This is a genomic window from Sphaerisporangium sp. NPDC049457 (genome assembly GCF_055586705.1).
On sequence record NZ_JBVJHR010000016.1, the window covers coordinates 12,701 to 29,756 of the forward strand.

General features: G+C 68.8%; 17 protein-coding genes. 12 read left to right on the top strand and 5 right to left on the bottom strand.

Going from position 1 to position 17,056, the window contains the following annotated elements; translation table 11 throughout:
* Positions 1 to 77: 77 nt before the first annotated feature.
* On the top strand, positions 78 to 731 hold the full coding sequence (locus ACZ6QO_RS24410) for a DUF4111 domain-containing protein (RefSeq protein WP_465853908.1): 654 nt from the start codon (positions 78 to 80) through the stop codon (positions 729 to 731).
* Positions 732 to 836: 105 nt separating this feature from the next.
* On the opposite strand, the gene ACZ6QO_RS24415 is transcribed toward ACZ6QO_RS24410, so the two are convergent.
* Positions 837 to 1,358 carry an ATP-binding protein gene (locus ACZ6QO_RS24415; protein WP_465853909.1) on the bottom strand — a complete coding sequence of 174 codons (522 nt, stop codon included), beginning with the start codon at positions 1,356 to 1,358 and terminating at the stop codon, positions 837 to 839.
* Between the two features lie 518 nt (positions 1,359 to 1,876).
* Between ACZ6QO_RS24415 and ACZ6QO_RS24420 the strand changes: the two genes are divergently transcribed.
* The 3 genes from ACZ6QO_RS24420 (at position 1,877) to ACZ6QO_RS24430 (ending at position 3,495) form a co-directional block, all read left to right on the top strand.
* A complete protein-coding gene (locus ACZ6QO_RS24420; protein ID WP_465853910.1) occupies positions 1,877 to 2,734 on the top strand; it encodes a helix-turn-helix domain-containing protein in 858 nt (285 codons plus the stop codon).
* Positions 2,735 to 2,766: 32 nt separating this feature from the next.
* On the top strand, positions 2,767 to 2,994 hold the full coding sequence (locus ACZ6QO_RS24425; RefSeq protein ID WP_465854107.1) for a DUF397 domain-containing protein: 228 nt from the start codon (positions 2,767 to 2,769) through the stop codon (positions 2,992 to 2,994).
* Between the two features lie 186 nt (positions 2,995 to 3,180).
* A complete protein-coding gene (locus ACZ6QO_RS24430; RefSeq protein WP_465853911.1) occupies positions 3,181 to 3,495 on the top strand; it encodes a plasmid mobilization protein in 315 nt (104 codons plus the stop codon).
* Between the two features lie 100 nt (positions 3,496 to 3,595).
* On the opposite strand, the gene ACZ6QO_RS24435 is transcribed toward ACZ6QO_RS24430, so the two are convergent.
* Genes ACZ6QO_RS24435 through ACZ6QO_RS24445 form a run of 3 tightly spaced genes read right to left on the bottom strand, consistent with a single transcriptional unit; the run spans position 3,596 to position 7,088 of the window.
* Positions 3,596 to 4,333, bottom strand: a complete 738-nt coding sequence (locus ACZ6QO_RS24435; protein WP_380841391.1) for a succinate dehydrogenase/fumarate reductase iron-sulfur subunit — start codon at positions 4,331 to 4,333, stop codon at positions 3,596 to 3,598.
* A gap of 56 nt (positions 4,334 to 4,389) precedes the next feature.
* On the bottom strand, positions 4,390 to 6,315 hold the full coding sequence (locus ACZ6QO_RS24440) for a fumarate reductase/succinate dehydrogenase flavoprotein subunit (RefSeq protein WP_465853912.1): 1,926 nt from the start codon (positions 6,313 to 6,315) through the stop codon (positions 4,390 to 4,392).
* Entirely contained in the window at positions 6,312 to 7,088 is a 777-nt protein-coding gene (locus ACZ6QO_RS24445; protein ID WP_465853913.1) for a succinate dehydrogenase cytochrome b subunit, read from the bottom strand. Before ACZ6QO_RS24445 ends, ACZ6QO_RS24440 begins: the two co-directional genes overlap by 4 nt.
* Before the next feature lie 237 nt (positions 7,089 to 7,325).
* Between ACZ6QO_RS24445 and ACZ6QO_RS24450 the strand changes: the two genes are divergently transcribed.
* From ACZ6QO_RS24450 to ACZ6QO_RS24485, 8 genes are all read left to right on the top strand, one after another.
* Entirely contained in the window at positions 7,326 to 8,264 is a 939-nt protein-coding gene (locus ACZ6QO_RS24450; protein ID WP_465853914.1) for a LysR family transcriptional regulator, read from the top strand.
* 150 nt (positions 8,265 to 8,414) lie between these two features.
* Positions 8,415 to 9,614 (top strand): PP2C family protein-serine/threonine phosphatase, encoded by a 1,200-nt coding sequence (locus tag ACZ6QO_RS24455; RefSeq protein ID WP_465853915.1) that lies wholly within the window; start codon positions 8,415 to 8,417, stop codon positions 9,612 to 9,614.
* Positions 9,611 to 11,188 (top strand): sensor histidine kinase, encoded by a 1,578-nt coding sequence (locus ACZ6QO_RS24460; RefSeq protein ID WP_465853916.1) that lies wholly within the window; start codon positions 9,611 to 9,613, stop codon positions 11,186 to 11,188. Before ACZ6QO_RS24455 ends, ACZ6QO_RS24460 begins: the two co-directional genes overlap by 4 nt.
* Positions 11,181 to 11,630, top strand: a complete 450-nt coding sequence (locus ACZ6QO_RS24465) for a response regulator (RefSeq protein ID WP_465853917.1) — start codon at positions 11,181 to 11,183, stop codon at positions 11,628 to 11,630. The genes ACZ6QO_RS24460 and ACZ6QO_RS24465 overlap by 8 nt, the downstream gene beginning before the upstream one ends.
* Before the next feature lie 235 nt (positions 11,631 to 11,865).
* On the top strand, positions 11,866 to 12,681 hold the full coding sequence (locus tag ACZ6QO_RS24470) for a hypothetical protein (RefSeq protein ID WP_465853918.1): 816 nt from the start codon (positions 11,866 to 11,868) through the stop codon (positions 12,679 to 12,681).
* Positions 12,682 to 12,690: 9 nt separating this feature from the next.
* A complete protein-coding gene (locus ACZ6QO_RS24475) occupies positions 12,691 to 14,598 on the top strand; it encodes a fumarate reductase/succinate dehydrogenase flavoprotein subunit (RefSeq protein ID WP_465853919.1) in 1,908 nt (635 codons plus the stop codon).
* Positions 14,598 to 15,380: a succinate dehydrogenase/fumarate reductase iron-sulfur subunit gene (locus ACZ6QO_RS24480; RefSeq protein ID WP_465853920.1), complete on the top strand. Its 783-nt coding sequence runs from the start codon at positions 14,598 to 14,600 to the stop codon at positions 15,378 to 15,380. The genes ACZ6QO_RS24475 and ACZ6QO_RS24480 overlap by 1 nt, the downstream gene beginning before the upstream one ends.
* Before the next feature lie 114 nt (positions 15,381 to 15,494).
* Entirely contained in the window at positions 15,495 to 15,656 is a 162-nt protein-coding gene (locus tag ACZ6QO_RS24485) for a hypothetical protein (protein WP_465853921.1), read from the top strand.
* A 73-nt stretch (positions 15,657 to 15,729) separates the two neighbouring features.
* On the opposite strand, the gene ACZ6QO_RS24490 is transcribed toward ACZ6QO_RS24485, so the two are convergent.
* The gene (locus ACZ6QO_RS24490; RefSeq protein WP_465853922.1) at positions 15,730 to 16,995 is read right to left on the bottom strand and encodes a hypothetical protein; all 1,266 of its coding nucleotides are present in this window, start codon (positions 16,993 to 16,995) and stop codon (positions 15,730 to 15,732) included.
* Positions 16,996 to 17,056: the final 61 nt, after the last annotated feature.

The following is a 17,056-nucleotide window of genomic DNA, read 5'->3' on the forward strand; positions in this document are numbered from 1 at the left end:
CTCTGCCGTTGGTCGCGTTATGGGCGCACGGGTCGCTGGGGGGCGGTGACTACCAACCCGGACGCAGTGACCTGGACTTGATCGCCGTAGTCACCCGGCCGTGCACGCCGGAGGAGGAAAGAATTATCGGGGAGGCGCATGAGTACCTGGACAAGACCATGCCCCTCGCAGCGAAGCTGCACTGCAGCTATGTCGCCGTCCCTGAGGCGGCCGATCCGGGACAAGACCATCTCACCTGGGCCCACCAGGAGCTGTTGCGCCGCCCCGTCACCCCGGTGACCAGGCGCGAACTGCACGAGTTCGGGCTGGTCATCCACGGCCCTGCCCCGGCGGCCGTCCTGCCGCCGGTGACTAACGATCAGTTGAACGGCTTCATCGTCGGTGACCTGGCGGACTTCTGGCGTCCGTCCCTGGAGTTCCCGGAGGAGTACCTGGAGGACATCTGGGTCGATCTGGGCCTGCTGACCCTGGCCAGAGCGACGGTGACCCTGCGCGAGGGGCGCCTGATCACCAAGCGGGAGGCCCTGGACGTGCTCGCCCGGCTCGGCGCCCCGGCCGAGGTCGTCGACGACATCCGGCGACGCCGCTACGAAACGCCCGCGCCCGCCTCCGCTTCAACGGAATGGCGCACCCGCCGTGCCGCCCTGACCCTCGACTACCTCGCCCCCGCCATTGACCGCACGGTGTCCGCACACGATCCCCGACGCGGCCATCCCCAGCAAGAGCGGTAGAGGAGGTCTGTCCTCTACCGCTCACCAGTGCAGGAACTTTGAGCCGTTCAGTGCTGCGACCGGAAACGTTCACCGTGGTGCACCGTTTTCACGTGGAGGCGGACCTCAGCTTTTGACGGTTTCTGCGATCTGCAGGGCGACCTGGGCGGGCGTGAGGTGCGTGGTGTCGACGACCTCGGCCTCGGCGTGTAGCCATGTACGGGCCGCCTCGGCGTAGGGCTCAAGGTATTTGAGACGGAAGGGGGAGGGGCCAAGAACAGTGTCCCCCTCGATGCGCCCGCGGAGAGTGTCCTGGTCAGCGTGGAGGACGAAGTGCCGTACCGGAATGGCATGGTGGGCGAGGCCGGCGCTGATCTCGCGCCAGTACTGCTCGACCAGGACGGTCATGGGCATCACCAGAGTGCCGCCGGTGTAGTCGAGTACGCGGCGGGCGGTTTCGACGACGAGTGGCCGCCAAGGCGGCCAGTGCTGGAAATTGTCCGTCGCGGGTAGCCCCGGCGTGATGTCCATAAGCGTCTCGCCGACCTTCTCGGCGTCGAACACCCGTGAATCCGGGATCAGCTGCTGCACGAGCGCACTGGTCGTCGTCTTGCCTGCGCCGTGGGTGCCGTTGAGCCATACGATCACGGGCCCGATGCTAGTGCTGCGCGAGCCGCAGGGACGGCCGCCGAGAAACAGTTCCTGATGCCGTGGCGGATGGCACGGCCCACCTCCGGTGAACGTTTCCAGTAGACACAGCCCGGGCCGGAGCGCCCCCAGGGCGCGGAGGCGAGGACCTTTTCCCGTTCCGAGCCTGCCGCGCCCTGGATAGGCCCGGGCGTGAATGGTGCACCCGCCGTGCCGCCCTGACTCTCGACTACCTCGGCTCCGCCATCGACCGCACGGTGTCCGCACGCGATCCCCGGCGCGGCCATCCCCGGCAAGAGCGGTAGAGGCGGTCTGTCCTCTGATCGCTCAGTGGTCCATGACCACAGGGACGGACTCCGTGGCCCTCGCTGGGAGCCGCCAGCAGGCCCACACCGTCTTGCCGGGCCGGCCGATGGGACGGGTCACGCCGTTCTCGTGAGCCAGGGCCGCCACGATTGTGTCTCAGGAACAGAGTGAACTAGTTCAGTCTTGGCTTCTGGTCGAGTGGAGGGATCCGCATGCGTCCCCGTACGAGTCCCACGGCGCGTCGTCGACGGCTCGCCGCTGAGCTTCGTCGTCTGCGTAAACAAGCAGGTCTGACACGTGAGCAGGTGGCCGAGCACCTGGGATGTGCTCCCGCGACGATCACACGCTTCGAGATCGCTCGCTCCGGTCCACGGGTAGGGGAAGTCGCGCTGATGCTGGAGCTGTACGGCATCGGCGGAAGTCAACGTGACGCGCTGCTCGCGATGGCCAAGGAAGCACGCAAACGCGGGTGGTGGCATCCGTACAGCGCTGCGGTGCCCCGATGGTTCGAGACGTATGTCAGCCTCGAAGAGGAGGCCGTCAGGATACGCGCCTACGAGTCAGAGTTGATCCCCGGCCTCATGCAGATCGAAGAGTACAGTCGAGCGACCATCCTGGCCGAGCCTCTCGTGCCCGAAGAGGACGAGATCAACCGCCGGGTGGCGGTTCCGTTGGAGCGCCAGAAGCGACTCACCGGTGACTCCGCGCCGACCATATGGGTCGTGGTGAACGAGGCCACCATCCGTCGCGTGGTGGGTGGCGCACCGACGATGCGAGCTCAACTCCGGCATCTACTCTCGATCACGAAGCTGAACAACATCATCCTGCAGGTCCTGCCCTTCGCAGCAGGAGCGCATCCCGGCATGGACGGCGCCTTCACGATTCTGGAGTTTCCCGAGTCGGTCGATCCCGACCTTGTCTATGTCGAGTACCGGGCGGGCAGCCTCTATCTGGAGGACCCATCCGAGGTGGATACTTACAACGTGATATTCGACCATCTGCGTGCTCGCGCACTTGGGCTGGACGAATCGCGCGCGTTGATCGAGAAGGTGGCCGACGACCTGTCCTGATCGCCGTTCGAATATCGGGAGTCATAGTGGACATGTCGCAGGCCAAGTGGCGCAAAAGTTCACGGAGCAGCGGCCAAGGCGGCAACTGTGTCGAGATCGCTCTGGTGACATGCATGGATCACATGGGAGGACGCCCAAGTGTCGATCCACTTCACCTGATACGAGATTCGAAGCGGCCGGATGACGCTCCACTCGCCTTCTCCCCCGCCGCTTGGAGTACCTTCGTCAACGGCATCAAGGAAGGCTCACTCGGCCTGTGAGCGTCGTCTGCTTCCATGTGACTCGGCGCCCTCGGTGGGGAGTTCGAGGGGCGAAGCCCTTCGATCGCGGCGTAGCCGCCTGGAAGACGCAGCCCGAGCCGGAGCGCCCCCAGGGCGCGGAGGCGAGGACCTTGCCCGTTCCGAGCCTGCCGCGCCATGGGGAGCTGTCATAAGGAGCCTGATCAGATGAGCGAGGCGGAGCTGGCGGAGTACTACTACGAGCATCGCGACGATCCGGACTTCCTGGGTGAAGAGATGCCGCAGGCAGAATCCGGTCGCTTGTCCAGCATGGTGTCGGTGCGATTCGCTCCCGAGGAGGCGGTCCGGGTGCGCCGCGCGGCCGAGGAGGCGGAAATGACGCTCTCGTCCTACCTTCGGCACTGCGCGCTGACCATCTCCGATCGGCCGGTCGATATCGACCGAGTACGTCGTGACGTGGAGGAGGCCGGCAGGCGGCTCGATGATGCGCTGAGCGTTCTGCACGTACGTCGGGCGGGTTGACGCCGACGTCGATGACATCACGGGGTAGAGCGGAATGTCCCCGACGCGAAGAGCCGTACCAGAGCCCTGCGGAAGGGCTGGTACGGCTCCTGCCTCCTGGTTACTTGGCGGCTTTGAGGTAGTCGCGGTTCATTTGGGCGATGGCGTCGAGGGAGATGCCCTTGGGGCAGACCGCGGTGCATTCGCCGGTGTTGGTGCAGCCGCCGAAGCCTTCCAGGTCCATCTGGTCGACCATCGCGACCACGCGGGCGTCACGTTCGGGCTGGCCCTGCGGGAGCAGGCCCAGGTGGGTGATCTTCGCGGCGGTGAACAGCGACGCCGAGCCGTTCGGGCAGGCCGCCACGCAGGCGCCGCAGCCGATGCAGGTGGCGGCGTCGAACGCGGCGTCGGCGTCGTCCTTCTTCACCGGGACGCTGTGCGCGTCCGGCGCCGAGCCCGCGGGCACGGAGATGAAGCCGCCGGCCTGGATGATGCGGTCGAAGGCGCCCCGGTCGACGACCAGGTCCTTGACCACGGGGAACGGCGCGGCGCGCCAGGGCTCGATGGTGACGGTCGCGCCGTCCTCGAAGTGGCGCATGTGGAGCTGGCAGGTGGTGGTGGCCCGCTGCTCGCCGTGGGCGACGCCGTTGATGACCATGCCGCACATGCCGCAGATGCCTTCGCGGCAGTCGTGGTCGAAGGCCACCGGGTCGTCGCCTTCGAGGATGAGCCGCTCGTTGAGAACGTCCAGCATCTCCAGGAAGGACATGTCCGGCGACACGTCCGTGACCTGATAGGTCACCATCCGTCCGCTGTCGGCGGGGCCGTTCTGCCGCCAGACCTTCAGGGTGAGGTTCATGGGTTCCGCTTACCGTTCCTCGGTCGCAGCGCGGGGCACAAGGCGGGTCAGATCGCTCACTTGTAGCTCCGCTGGGTCATCTTGACGTACTCGTACTCGAGTTCTTCCTTGTGCAGCACCGGCGTGCCCTCGGGGCCGTACTCCCAGGCCGCCACGTACGCGTAGTTCTCGTCGTCGCGCAGCGCCTCGCCGTCCTCGGTCTGCGACTCGGCGCGGAAGTGGCCGCCGCAGGACTCGGTGCGGTGCAGGGCGTCCAGGCACATCAGCTCGGCCAGATCGAAGAAGTCCGCGACGCGGCCGGCCCGCTCCAGCGCCTGGTTGAGGCCCTCCTCGTCGCCCGGCACCTTGACGTTGTTCCAGAACTCCTCGCGCAGCTCGGGGATGCGCTCAAGGGCCTTGCGCAGGCTCTCCTCGGTGCGCTCCATGCCGCAGTAGTCCCACATGAGCTTGCCCAGCTCGCGGTGGTAGGAGTCGGCGGTGCGGGTGCCGTTGACCGACAGCAGGCGGCCGATCTTGCCGGTGACCTGGCCGATCGCCTCGTCGACGTCGGCCTTGTCGACCTCGCCGAACGGGCCGGCCGCCAGGTAGTCGCCGATCGTCGTCGGCAGCACGAAGTACCCGTCCGCGAGGCCCTGCATCAGCGCGGAGGCGCCGAGGCGGTTGGCGCCGTGGTCGGAGAAGTTGGCCTCGCCGATCACGAACAGGCCGGGGATGGTGGACTGCAGGTCGTAGTCCACCCACAGGCCGCCCATCGTGTAGTGGACGGCCGGGTAGATGCGCATGGGCCGGGTGTAGGGGTCCTCGCCGGTGATGCGCTCGTACATCTCGAAGAGGTTGCCGTACTTCTTCTCGACGGCGTCCCGGCCGAGCCGGCCGATCGCGTCGGCGAAGTCCAGGTAGACGCCCAGGCCCCCCGGCCCGACGCCGCGGCCCTCGTCGCAGACGTTCTTGGCGGCACGGGAGGCGATGTCGCGGGGCACCAGGTTGCCGAACGCCGGGTAGATGCGCTCCAGGTAGTAGTCGCGCTCGTTCTCGGGGATGTCGCCGGGCGCCCGGTCGTCGCCCTTGCGCACCGGCACCCACACCCGGCCGTCGTTGCGCAGCGACTCCGACATCAGGGTGAGCTTGGACTGGTAGTCGCCGCTGACCGGGATGCAGGTCGGGTGGATCTGCGTGTAGCAGGGGTTGCCGAAGTACGCGCCGCGCCGGTGCGCCCGCCAGATCGCGGTGGTGTTGCAGCCCTTTGCGTTGGTGGACAGGAAGAACACGTTGCCGTACCCGCCGGTGGCCAGCACGACGGCGTCGGCGAGGTGCGTCTCGACCTCGCCGGACACCAGGTCGCGGACGATGACGCCGCGGGCCCGGCCGTCGCTGATGATCAGGTCGAGCATCTCGTGCCGGGTGTGCATCTCGACGGTGCCGGCCGCGATCTGCCGCTCCAGGGCCTGGTAGGCGCCGAGCAGGAGCTGCTGGCCCGTCTGCCCGCGCGCGTAGAAGGTGCGCGACACCTGCGCGCCGCCGAAGGAGCGGGTGTCGAGCAGGCCGCCGTACTCGCGGGCGAACGGGACGCCCTGGGCGACCGCCTGGTCGATGATGTTCACGCTGACCTGCGCGAGCCGGTACACGTTGGACTCGCGGGCGCGGAAGTCCCCGCCCTTGACGGTGTCGTAGAACAGCCGGTAGATGGAGTCGCCGTCGCCGCGGTAGTTCTTGGCGGCGTTGATGCCGCCCTGCGCGGCGATCGAGTGGGCGCGCCGGGGCGAGTCCTGGTAGCAGAACGACTTGACGTTGTACCCGAGCTCGCCGAGCGTCGCGGCGGCCGAGCCGCCGGCCAGGCCGGTGCCGACCACGATGACGGTGAGCTTGCGCTTGTTGGCCGGGTTGACCAGCTTGGCGGAGAAGCGGCGCTTGTCCCAGCGGTCCTCGATGGGGCCTTCGGGGGCCTTGGTGTCGCGGATCGGCTCGCCGACGGTGTACTTCACTTGACCGCTCCGATCATCACGGCGAGGGGGACGGCCAAAAAGCCCAGCACCAGGACGGCGGCGAAGACCGCGGCGCCGACGTTGAGCGCGTGGCGGCTGCGCCCGCCGGTCAGGCCGAGGGTCTGGAAGGCGCTCCACATGCCGTGGCGCAGGTGCAGCCCGACCATGATCAGGGCGGCGACGTAGAAGGCGGTCACCCACCAGCGCGAGGGGTCGAAGCCCGCGACGACGCGGTCGTACGGCGTGGCGGCGCCGCCCTCGGGGTTGACCACGCCGAAGGTCAGGTCGAGCAGGTGCCAGATGACGAAGAGCACGACGATGACGCCGCCGTAGCGCATGGTGTGCACCACGTAGCCGCCGGCCTGCGACTTCCTCTTGGCGGCGTACTTGACCGGGCGGGCCTTGGCCGCGCGGCGGGCCAGGGAGACCGCGGCCCACATGTGCAGCACGACGGCCGCGGCCAGCAGGATCTCGGTGAGGGTCAGCAGGGTGCGAGCCGGCAGGGCCGGCTCGCCGACGGTGCGCAGCCACTCGGCGTAGGAGTTGAAGGCGTCCTCGCCCAGGAAGATCTTGGCGTTGCCGATCATGTGACCGATGAGGAAGAGCACCAGTGCGGCGCCGGTGACGGCCATGACGGCCTTCTTGCCGTTGGACGACCGGAAGAAGCCGGGCAGCCCCTTGCTCCGGCGCGACGGCCGTTTCGGGGTCCCTGGGGGTGTGGTGCGCGGCGTCACCACAGAGGTGGCGGCGCCCCGTTCTATCGTCGATGTCACGTTTCCCGACGGTAGGCACCGGCCCGTCAGGCGTCCAAGTCATGTAATGCCTGGTCTCGATAGCCATGCGCTATCCCCTATGGCTCGACGGGGACAGTGCGCCGGCGCGCCGGCCCCCGATGCGAGCAATCTCACAGCCCATGCACGGTCCCGCGCCGCGCGGGTGGGAGGAACGTCACAGGGGTGCCGGTCCATGCCGCCCTGGGGCGGTCGTGACCGTCCCCGTACCCTGTGAAGGTGCAGCTACAGCAACTGGCCTCCTTCGTCGCTGTGGCCGAGACATCGCACTTCACGCAGGCGGCCGAGCGCATGCGTCTCGCCCAGCCGTCCCTCAGCAAGCAGATCAAGGCGCTTGAGACCGAGCTCGGCGCCGCGTTGTTCAGCCGCGCGCGGGGCAACGTGACGCTCACGCCCGCGGGCGAGGCCCTGCTCCCGCTGGCCCGCCGCATGCTCGCCGACGCCGACACCGCCCGCCGCGAGGTCGCCGAACTGGCCGGGCTGCGCCGCGGCAGGGTGCGGCTCGGCGCGACGCCGTCTCTGTGCGCCGGCCTGCTGGCGGACGTGCTGGCCCGCTTCCACACCGACTATCCGGGCATCGACCTGCTGGTGGAGGAGGGCGGGTCCCGCGACCTGGTCCGCGACCTCGCCCGCGGCCAGCTCGACCTCGCACTGATCATCCTGCCGCTGCAGAGCAGCGACCCGTCGCTGGTGACCGAGGAGATCCTCAAGGAGAACCTCGTCGTCGCCTCCCCCTCCGGCACGCAGGGGCGCAGGGCGTACGTGCGGATCGAGGAGCTGCGCGGCCGTCCGCTCGTGATGTTCCGCCGCGGGTACGATCTGCGCGAGGCGACGCTGAACGCCTGCCGCCAGGCGGGGTTCGAGCCGCGTTTCGCCGTCGAGGGCGGCGAGATGGACGCGGTGCTGCGTTTCGTGGAGGCCGGGCTGGGCGTGGCGGTGGTGCCGTCGATGGTGCTGGACGGGCGGCCGGGCCTGTCCGGCACCCCCCTGGCCCCGCCGGGACTCGGCCGCACGATCGCGGTCGCCCACCGCAAGGACGTCGAGCCGACCAGGGCCGCGCAGGCATTCCGCGCTACGCTGCTCTCTTACCTGTCGCACGCCGCGGAGGAGGGGTCGCTCCCACAGGGAGTGGTACTCGCTGACCTGCCGGACATGTGACGCGCGAGGGGCACAGATCGGTACGTACACGGCATTTCATATTCATGTTGACCCTAAGTCAGGGTCTTGTACTTTTATGCGTCCGAACGACTTTCGCTATATGGTGCAGGGCAACAGGCAAGGTCAACCATTAGATCTCAAGAGGAGCCAGTGACCGCGCTCTCGTCCGGCACGCCCGCGGGGCCCCACGAGATGCAGACCATCCTCCTCATCGAGGACGACGCGGGTGACGCGTTCCTCGTGGAGGAGCTGCTGGCCGGAGCGCCGACGCCCCCTAAGATCATTTGGGCGCGCAGTCTGGCCGAGAGCCGTGACCGGCTGACCGACGAGGTGCAGTGCGTGGTCGTCGACCTGTCGCTGCCCGACGCCACCGGCCTGGAGGCCCTCCGCCAGGTGATCACGATGGCCCCGAACACCGCCGTGCTCGTGCTGACCGGCCTGAACGACGCCCACGTGGGCGTGGAGGCCGTCGCCGCCGGCGCGCAGGACTACCTGGTCAAGCAGGACGTAGACGAGCGCCTGCTCGCCCGTGCCATCAGCTACGCCATCGAGCGCAAGCGGGCCGACCTCACCCAGCGCAAGCTCGCCGACGCCCAGCACCTCAGCCGCGAGAACGCCCGCCTTGAGCACGGCCTGCTGCCGGTCCCCATGCTCAAGAAGGAACTGGAGCGAGACGGGCTCCAGCACCAGGCCCGCTACCTGCCCGGCCGCCGCCAGGCCCTGCTCGCGGGCGACTTCTGGGACACCATCCAGACCCCCGACGGAGCGGTCCACGTCGTCATCGGCGACGTGTGCGGCCACGGCCCGGACGAGGCGGCGCTCGGCGTCGCGCTGCGCATCGCCTGGCGCACGCTCGTGCTGGCCGGCCACACCGGGAACGAGCTGCTGACCACACTTGAGGCCGTGCTGCGCAACGAGCGCAAGTCGCCCGAGATCTTCACCACCATGTGCACGGTCACGGTCGACCCCGGCCTGCGCGGCGCGAAACTCCACGTCGTCGGGCACCCGCCGCCCGTGTGGGTGCGCGGCGGGGTGGACGGCGGCGTCCTCGACGTCGTCCCCGACACCCCCTCCGGCCCGCCGCTCGGCATCTTCACCGACGTCGAATGGGCCACGATCGACCTCGAACTCGGCGACGACTGGTCGATGCTGCTGTACACCGACGGCCTGATCGAGGCCACGGTGGGCGGCGGCCCCGACCTGCTCGGCACCGAAGGGCTCATCCGCCTCATCCGCGAGCAGGGCGAGATCGACCTCGACCGCATCATCACCACCGTCCAGGAGATGCACAGGGACGCGCTCAGCGACGACCTGGCGGCCGTGCTGGTCGGCCGCCGTCCTCCGCCATGACCGACCTGGCGCCGCTGCCCCCGCCCGAACCGCCGAGCGGGGTCGGGCGGCTGCCCCTCGGCCGGTGGTTCGCCATAGCCGGGATGCTCGTCGCGCTGGCCTTCGCCCTGGGGACGGCCGTGACGATCATGACGGTCGAGCGGTTACGGACGGCCCGCGAGTCCGTCGTCGACGTGATCGACCCGGCCGTCCTGCGCACCCTGGAGATGTCCACCGCCCTGTCGGCCCAGGAAGGCTCCATCCGCGCCTACGGGCGCACCAACGAACAGCAGTACCTTCGCGACTACCAGCAGGGCGTGCGCGCCGAGACCGCCGCCGTGTCCCGCCTCGGCGCCATGGTCACTCTCATGCGATCGCCGGCCGTCCGCGCCGACTTCGAACGCCTGACCGCCGCCACGGCCGCCTGGCGCCGCGACTACGCCGAGGTCGTGATCGCCAAGGTGCCCTCCCTGAAGACCGGCACCGCCTCCGCGTACGCCCCGGTCAACGCCCAGCGCTTCACGGCCGTGCGCGCGGCGCTGTCCGCGCAGCAGGACGACCTCGCCGATCTGCACGACGCGGGCAGCGCCCGCATCAACGCGGGCTGGCGCACCTTCTACCTCAACCTCACCGTGATGGCGGTGCTGTTCATCGGCGCGGCGGTGGCCTTCACGCTCATCGTCAGGTACATCGTGCTGCGGCCGATCTCGCAGCTCGCCCACCAGGTGCGCGCCGTGGCGCAGGGCGACTTCGAGCACACCCTTCGGGTGCAACGGCCGGCCGAGCTGGCGGAGCTGTCGGGCCGCGTGGACGCCATGCGCGGGCGCATGCTGCGCGAGTGGCGCCGCGCCGCCGACGCCCAGCGGCTGCTGTCGGACCAGGCGGCCGAGCTGCGGCGCTCCAACGCCGAGCTGGAGCAGTTCGCGTACGTGGCGAGCCACGACCTGCAGGAGCCGCTGCGCAAGGTGGCGAGCTTCACCCAGATGCTCGACCAGCGGTACGGCGACCAGCTCGACGAGCGCGCGAAGCAGTACGTGAAGTTCGCCGTGGACGGCGCGAAACGCATGCAACTGCTCATCAACGACCTGCTGAACCTCTCACGGGTGGGCCGGGTGGGCGGCGAGAAGGCCCCCACCGACATGGAGCAGGTCCTGGAGACCGCCGTGGGCAACGTCTCGGCGAAGATCGAGGACACCGACGCCGTCGTCACCCACGACCCGATGCCGACGGTGTACGGGGACCGCGTACTGCTCACCCAGCTCCTGCAGAACCTCATCGGCAACGCATTGAAGTTCCGCTCCGAACGGACGCCGCGCATTCACGTCTCCGCCCGCCAGGAGGGCGACATGTGGGAGTTCGGCTGCGCGGATAATGGCATAGGCATCGATACCAAGTACGCTGATCGGATCTTCCTCATATTTCAGCGCTTGCACCCACGGGACGTTTATCCCGGAACCGGTATCGGCCTGGCACTGTGCCGGAAGATCGTCGAATACCACGGCGGCAAGATCTGGCTGGACGAACCCGACCCCGACAGGCCGGGCACCACTTTCCGCTGGACCCTGCCCGCGATCACTGGAGATCAGCATGGATGAGTACCGCTTCATCGACGTCCTGCTCGTCGAGGACGACCCTGGAGACGTCCTGCTGACCAAGGAGGCGTTCGAGCACAACAAGGTGCAGAACAAGCTGCACGTCGTCAGCGACGGCGAGCAGGCCATGGCCTTCCTGCGCCAGGAGGACCCCTACTTCGACGCGCCGAGGCCCGACCTGATCCTGCTCGACCTCAACCTGCCCCGCAAGGACGGCAGGGAGGTGCTGGAGGACATAAAGGCCGACGCCGACCTGCGCAGCATCCCGGTGGTGGTGCTGACGACCTCCGAGGCCGAAGAGGACATCCTGCGCAGCTACCACCTGCACGCCAACGCGTACGTCGCCAAGCCGGTGGACTTCGACCAGTTCATCAAGGTGGTCCGGCAGATCGACGACTTCTTCGTGACGGTCGTGAAACTGCCAAGGAACGGTCAACGTCCTTGAGCCCTGACATAGGTATGACGGGGACGTGACAGGAATCACACGAGGTCGGCGGAAAAAGTGAGTGACCCTTCTCACACGCGGGGTACCCACCGTCGTAACGTAGACCCCCACCGGCCCGCGCGCGGCTGTGCGACCGGCGCGAACCACGACGCGCGCGGCATCCAGCCCTACGTGAAAGCCCGGACCCCGCACCTTTGACATCCGGAGGGGTCCGCGGGAGGTGGAGAGTTCTCCGATGACCCAGACAACGGCCGGCCGGCCGATCAACGACCCGGGGCAAAGGAAGCAGCGGGCCCAGATCAAGGCCCGCACCCTGCGCACGGACCGATGGTGGCTTGCACCGGCCATCACCTTCGCGGCGCTCGCGTCATTCCTCGTCTACGGTTTTTGGGCGATCTTCGACAAGAGCTATTTCATAGAGCCCTATATCGCCCCCTTCTCGTCGCCCTGCATGACGCCAGCGTGCCCCGAAGGCGCGCGGTTCCTCGGGCTCACGATCGTCGGCGACTGGTTCACGCTGCCGCCCGGCATTCTCATTCTCGGCCTGCCGGCCGGTTTCCGTCTCACCTGTTACTACTACCGCAAGGGTTACTACCGCGCGTTCTGGCTCTCGCCGCCGGCCTGCGCCGTGGCCGAGCCGCACAAGAAGTACACCGGTGAGACCCGCCTGCCGCTGATCATGCAGAACATCCACCGCTATTTCTTCTACGGTGCCGTTCTGATCGCCCTGGTGCTGACCTGGGATGCGGTGCTGGCGCTGCGGGACGAGAATGGCAGCTGGGGCCACGTGGGCCTCGGCACGATCATCCTGTGGGTCAACGTGGTGCTGATCTGGGCGTACACGCTCAGCTGCCACTCCTGCCGTCACATCACGGCCGGTCGGCTGAACCATTTCTCCAAGCACCCGCTGCGCTACAAGATGTGGACCTTCGTCTCCAAGCTCAACCGACGGCACATGCTTCTGGCCTGGCTCTCCATGTACTCGGTCATGATCGCCGACCTCTACGTGCGGCTCGTCGCCAAGGGCATCGTCAACTTCCCGTTCGCGTAAGGAACACCAGTGGATATCGAGCGTCACGAATACGACGTCGTCGTCATCGGAGCGGGCGGCGCGGGCCTGCGGGCGGCGATCGAGGCCCGGCAGCAGGGCAAGCGAACGGCCATCGTCTGCAAGTCGCTGTTCGGCAAGGCCCACACGGTCATGGCCGAGGGCGGGGCCGCGGCGGCCATGGGCAACGTCAACTCCGCCGACAACTGGATGGTGCACTTCCGTGACACCATGCGCGGCGGGAAGTTCCTCAACAACTGGCGCATGGCCGAACTGCACGCCAAGGAGGCCCCCGACCGCGTCTGGGAGCTGGAAGCCTGGGGCGCGCTGTTCGACCGCACCAAGGACGGCAAGATCAGCCAGCGCAACTTCGGCGGCCACGAGTACCCGCGTCTCGCCCACGTCGGCGACCGCACCGGCCTGGAGCTGATCCGCACGCTCCAGCAGCGCGTCGTCGCCCTCCAGCAGGAGGACGAGAAGCTGCACGGCGACCCCGAGGCGTACATCAAGGTCTTCGCCGAGTGCACGATCACCCAGCTGCTCAAGGAGGGCCCCGGCCCGGAGGCCGCGATCAGCGGCGCCTTCGGCTACTGGCGCGAGACCGGCCGGCTGATCTGCTTCGACGCCCCGGCGGTCGTGCTCGCCACCGGCGGCATCGGCAAGTCCTACGTGGTGACCTCCAACTCCTGGGAGTACACCGGAGACGGGCACGCGCTCGCGCTGCTCGCGGGCGCCAAGCTGATCAACATGGAGTTCATCCAGTTCCACCCGACCGGCATGGTGTGGCCGCCGTCGGTGCGCGGCATCCTCGTCACCGAGTCCGTGCGCGGCGACGGCGGGGTGCTGCGCAACTCCGAGGGCAAGCGGTTCATGTTCGACTACATCCCCGAGGTGTTCAAGGACAAGTACGCCACCACCGAGGAGGAGGCCGACCGCTGGTACGACGACCAGGCCAACAACCGCCGCCCTCCGGAGCTGCTGCCGCGTGACGAGGTCGCCCGGGCGATCAACTCCGAGGTCAAGGCGGGACGCAACTCACCGCACGGCGGGGTGTTCCTGGACGTGTCGAGCCGGCTGCCCGCCGCCGAGATCGTCAGGCGGCTGCCGTCGATGCACCACCAGTTCAAGGAGCTGGCCGACGTCGACATCACCGCCGAGCCGATGGAAGTGGGCCCGACCTGCCACTACATCATGGGCGGCGTGGAGGTCGACGCCGACACCGGCGCCTCCTCGGTGCCCGGCCTGTTCGCGGCCGGCGAGGTCTCCGGCGGCATGCACGGCTCCAACCGGCTCGGCGGCAACTCGCTGTCCGACCTGCTGGTGTTCGGACGCCGCGCCGGCGCCGGCGCCGCCGGGTACATCGACGGCCTCGCGTCCCGGCCGGTCACCCCGGCGGAGACGATGAAGAACGCCGAGCTGGACGCCTTGGCCCCCCTCTCACGCACCGGCGGCGAGAACCCGTACGAGGTGCACCACGAGCTGCAGCGCACCATGAACGAGCTGGTCGGCATCATCCGCAAGGCCGACGAGGTCAAGGAGGCCCTGGAGGTCGTCGAGAAGCTCAAGGAGCGCGCCACCAACACCGGCGCGCCGGGCGGGCGCATCTACAACCCCGGCTGGCACCTGGCCATCGACCTGCGGAACATGCTGCTGGTGTCCGAGTGCGTCGCCCGCGCGGCGCTGATCCGCGAGGAGAGCCGAGGCGGGCACACCCGCGACGACTTCCCCGCCATGTCGGCCGAGTGGCGCCGCAAGCTGCTGCGGTGCGCGGCCACCCCGGACGGCGCGATCTCCGTCGAGGAGGCCGAGCAGCCCTCCATGCGCGACGACCTGATCACACTGTTCGACCGGGCGGAGCTCAGTAAGTACGTCACCGCCGAAGAGCTGGCGGACTACGACGCGCTCGTTAAGGAGTCCTGATGGGTTACAAGGCCAAGTTCCGCATCTGGCGCGGCGAAGGCGGCGAGGGCAAGCTCGAGGACTTCGTCGTCGAGGTCAACGAGGGCGAGGTGGTCCTCGACGTCATCCACAGGCTCCAGGCCACGCAGACCCCCGACCTCGCGGTGCGGTGGAACTGCAAGGCCGGCAAGTGCGGCTCGTGCTCGATGGAGATCAACGGCAAGCCGAAGCTCGGGTGCATGACGCGCATGTCCACCTTCGCGGAGGACGAGACGATCACCGTGACCCCGATGCGGACGTTCCCCGTCATCAAGGACCTCGTCACGGACGTGTCGTTCAACTACCAGAAGGCGCGGGAGATCCCGTCGTTCACCCCGCCGCAGGGCGTCCAGCCGGGCGAGTACCGCATGCAGCAGATCGACGTCGAGCGGTCCCAGGAGTTCCGCAAGTGCATCGAGTGCTTCATGTGCAACAACGTGTGCCACGTGATCCGCGACCACGAGGAGAACAAGCCGGCGTTCGCCGGCCCGCGCTTCCTCATGCGCATCGCCGAGCTCGACATGCACCCGTACGACGTGGCCGACCGCAAGCAGTCGGCGCAGGAGGAGCACGGTCTCGGCTACTGCAACATCACCAAGTGCTGCACCGAGGTCTGCCCCGAGCACATCAAGATCACTGACAACGCGCTGATCCCGATGAAGGAGCGCGTCGTCGACCGCAAGTACGACCCGCTGGTCTGGCTCGGCAACAAGATCTTCAAGCGTTCGAGCTCGTCCGGCTCCACCGCCGGCAAGACCGGCTGACCGGCTGACCGCAGGCCACCCCCCAGCCCGAGACCCCGAGGTCTCGGGCTGGTCTTTTCACTCCCCGCCGCCTGACGCCGGACGGGCGGCACGGCTCTGCGGTACTTTCCTGCCATGCATCGAGTGGTGGCGCTCGTCCGTCCACCGCAATCGACCTTCGAACTCGCCTGCGCGGCCCAGGTGCCCTCGGCCACCAACCTCCGCAGGCGGTTCCTCAACGCCCTGGGGACGACGCCGGGCGCCTACCGCCGGGCGTTCCGGGCCAGACCACGATGACGGCCGTCGTTCGGCCACGCCGGCCCGGGTCGATGACACGCTGTCGCTCGCGGACAGCCGATCTCGGCGCCGGTCAGGAGGGCTTCTTGCGGAACAGGCGGCCGAGGACGCCGCCGCGCGGCTCGCCGGCCGAGGGGCCGCCGGGCAGCGGGGCCTGCAAGGTCGTGCCCTGCCCACCGGACGGCGTCCCGGCCCCGGGCGTCCATGGCCCTGGAGCGGGCTGATCCGCGTTCTGCGCGCCCGCGGCGGGTATGGTCATGGTCGCGTCCGCGTCGGGGCCCAGAGGCTCCACCGCGCCCTCACGGGGCCATGCTTCGACGGGCCCGGCCATGCCGGCCGGCAACGCGATCTGCCCGGCCTCGCCCGGCCGCTGCTCGTACCCCGCGACCCCCTGCTCGTACACCACACCGTACGCGTCGGGCGCGGCGTAGCCCTGGGCGTCGAACGGGTGACCGTACCCCTGCGGGTCCTGTCCCGGCACGTAGCCGGGCGTACCGGGCGCACCCGGGTATCCCTGCACCGGCACGAAGCTGATGATCGGCGCGTACGCCGTCCCGCCGTGGTAGATCGGGTACCCCGGGAGCGGCACGCCGCCGGGGAGCACGTCGCCGCGGTGCCTGCCCGGCGTACGCGGACCCGCCTTGCGGACCGCCGCCGCGTGCGCCAGCCGCCGCACCCGGCCCTCGAAGATCAGCACGCCGAGCATGACCAGGACGGCCAGCAGCACACCGGGGATGGCGAGCTTCCTGCTCAGCGTGAGCTGGTCGTACTCGGGCGAGGCGTTGCGGATCTCGATCGGCACCGAGTCGGGCGTCGGGTCGTCGAACGACGGAGCCGCCTCCAGCGTCTCGGAAGGGCTCGGCGTCGGCGTCGGCGAGGCCAGGGCGAGCGACACCATCGGATCGGGCGCGGGCGTCTCCGCCGGAACGGAGGGGACGAGCGGCGTACTGGACGGGAGCACCGGCGGGCTGGTCGGCAGGCTCTCGGTGGTGGGGGGCGGCGCGAGCGGCGCCGTCTTCGTCGCGGTCGCCGTGGGCCTGGCGGTCTTCGTCGCCGTCCTGGTCGGCTTCGGCTTCGGAGTGACCGTCCTGGTGCGGGTGACCGTCGGATCGGGGCTCTGGGTGATCGTCACCGTCACGGTGGGATCGGGCTCCTGGGGCTCCGGCTCTGCCCCGATGTCGTCGGTGATGGTCGGGTCGGTCGGCTCCACCTGCGTGGGTTCGGCCATCACGACCTGGGCCGCGTTCGCCCGGGGCGCCGTCATCGGGGCCGTGGCGAGCAGCACGACGCCGGTCAGGCCCAGCGCGCCCGCCACCGCGGACGCCGCCGTCACACGCACGCGTCCGCTCACCGCTGCTGCCCTCCGCTGGCCACCTTGCCGATCACTAAGGAAATACTAG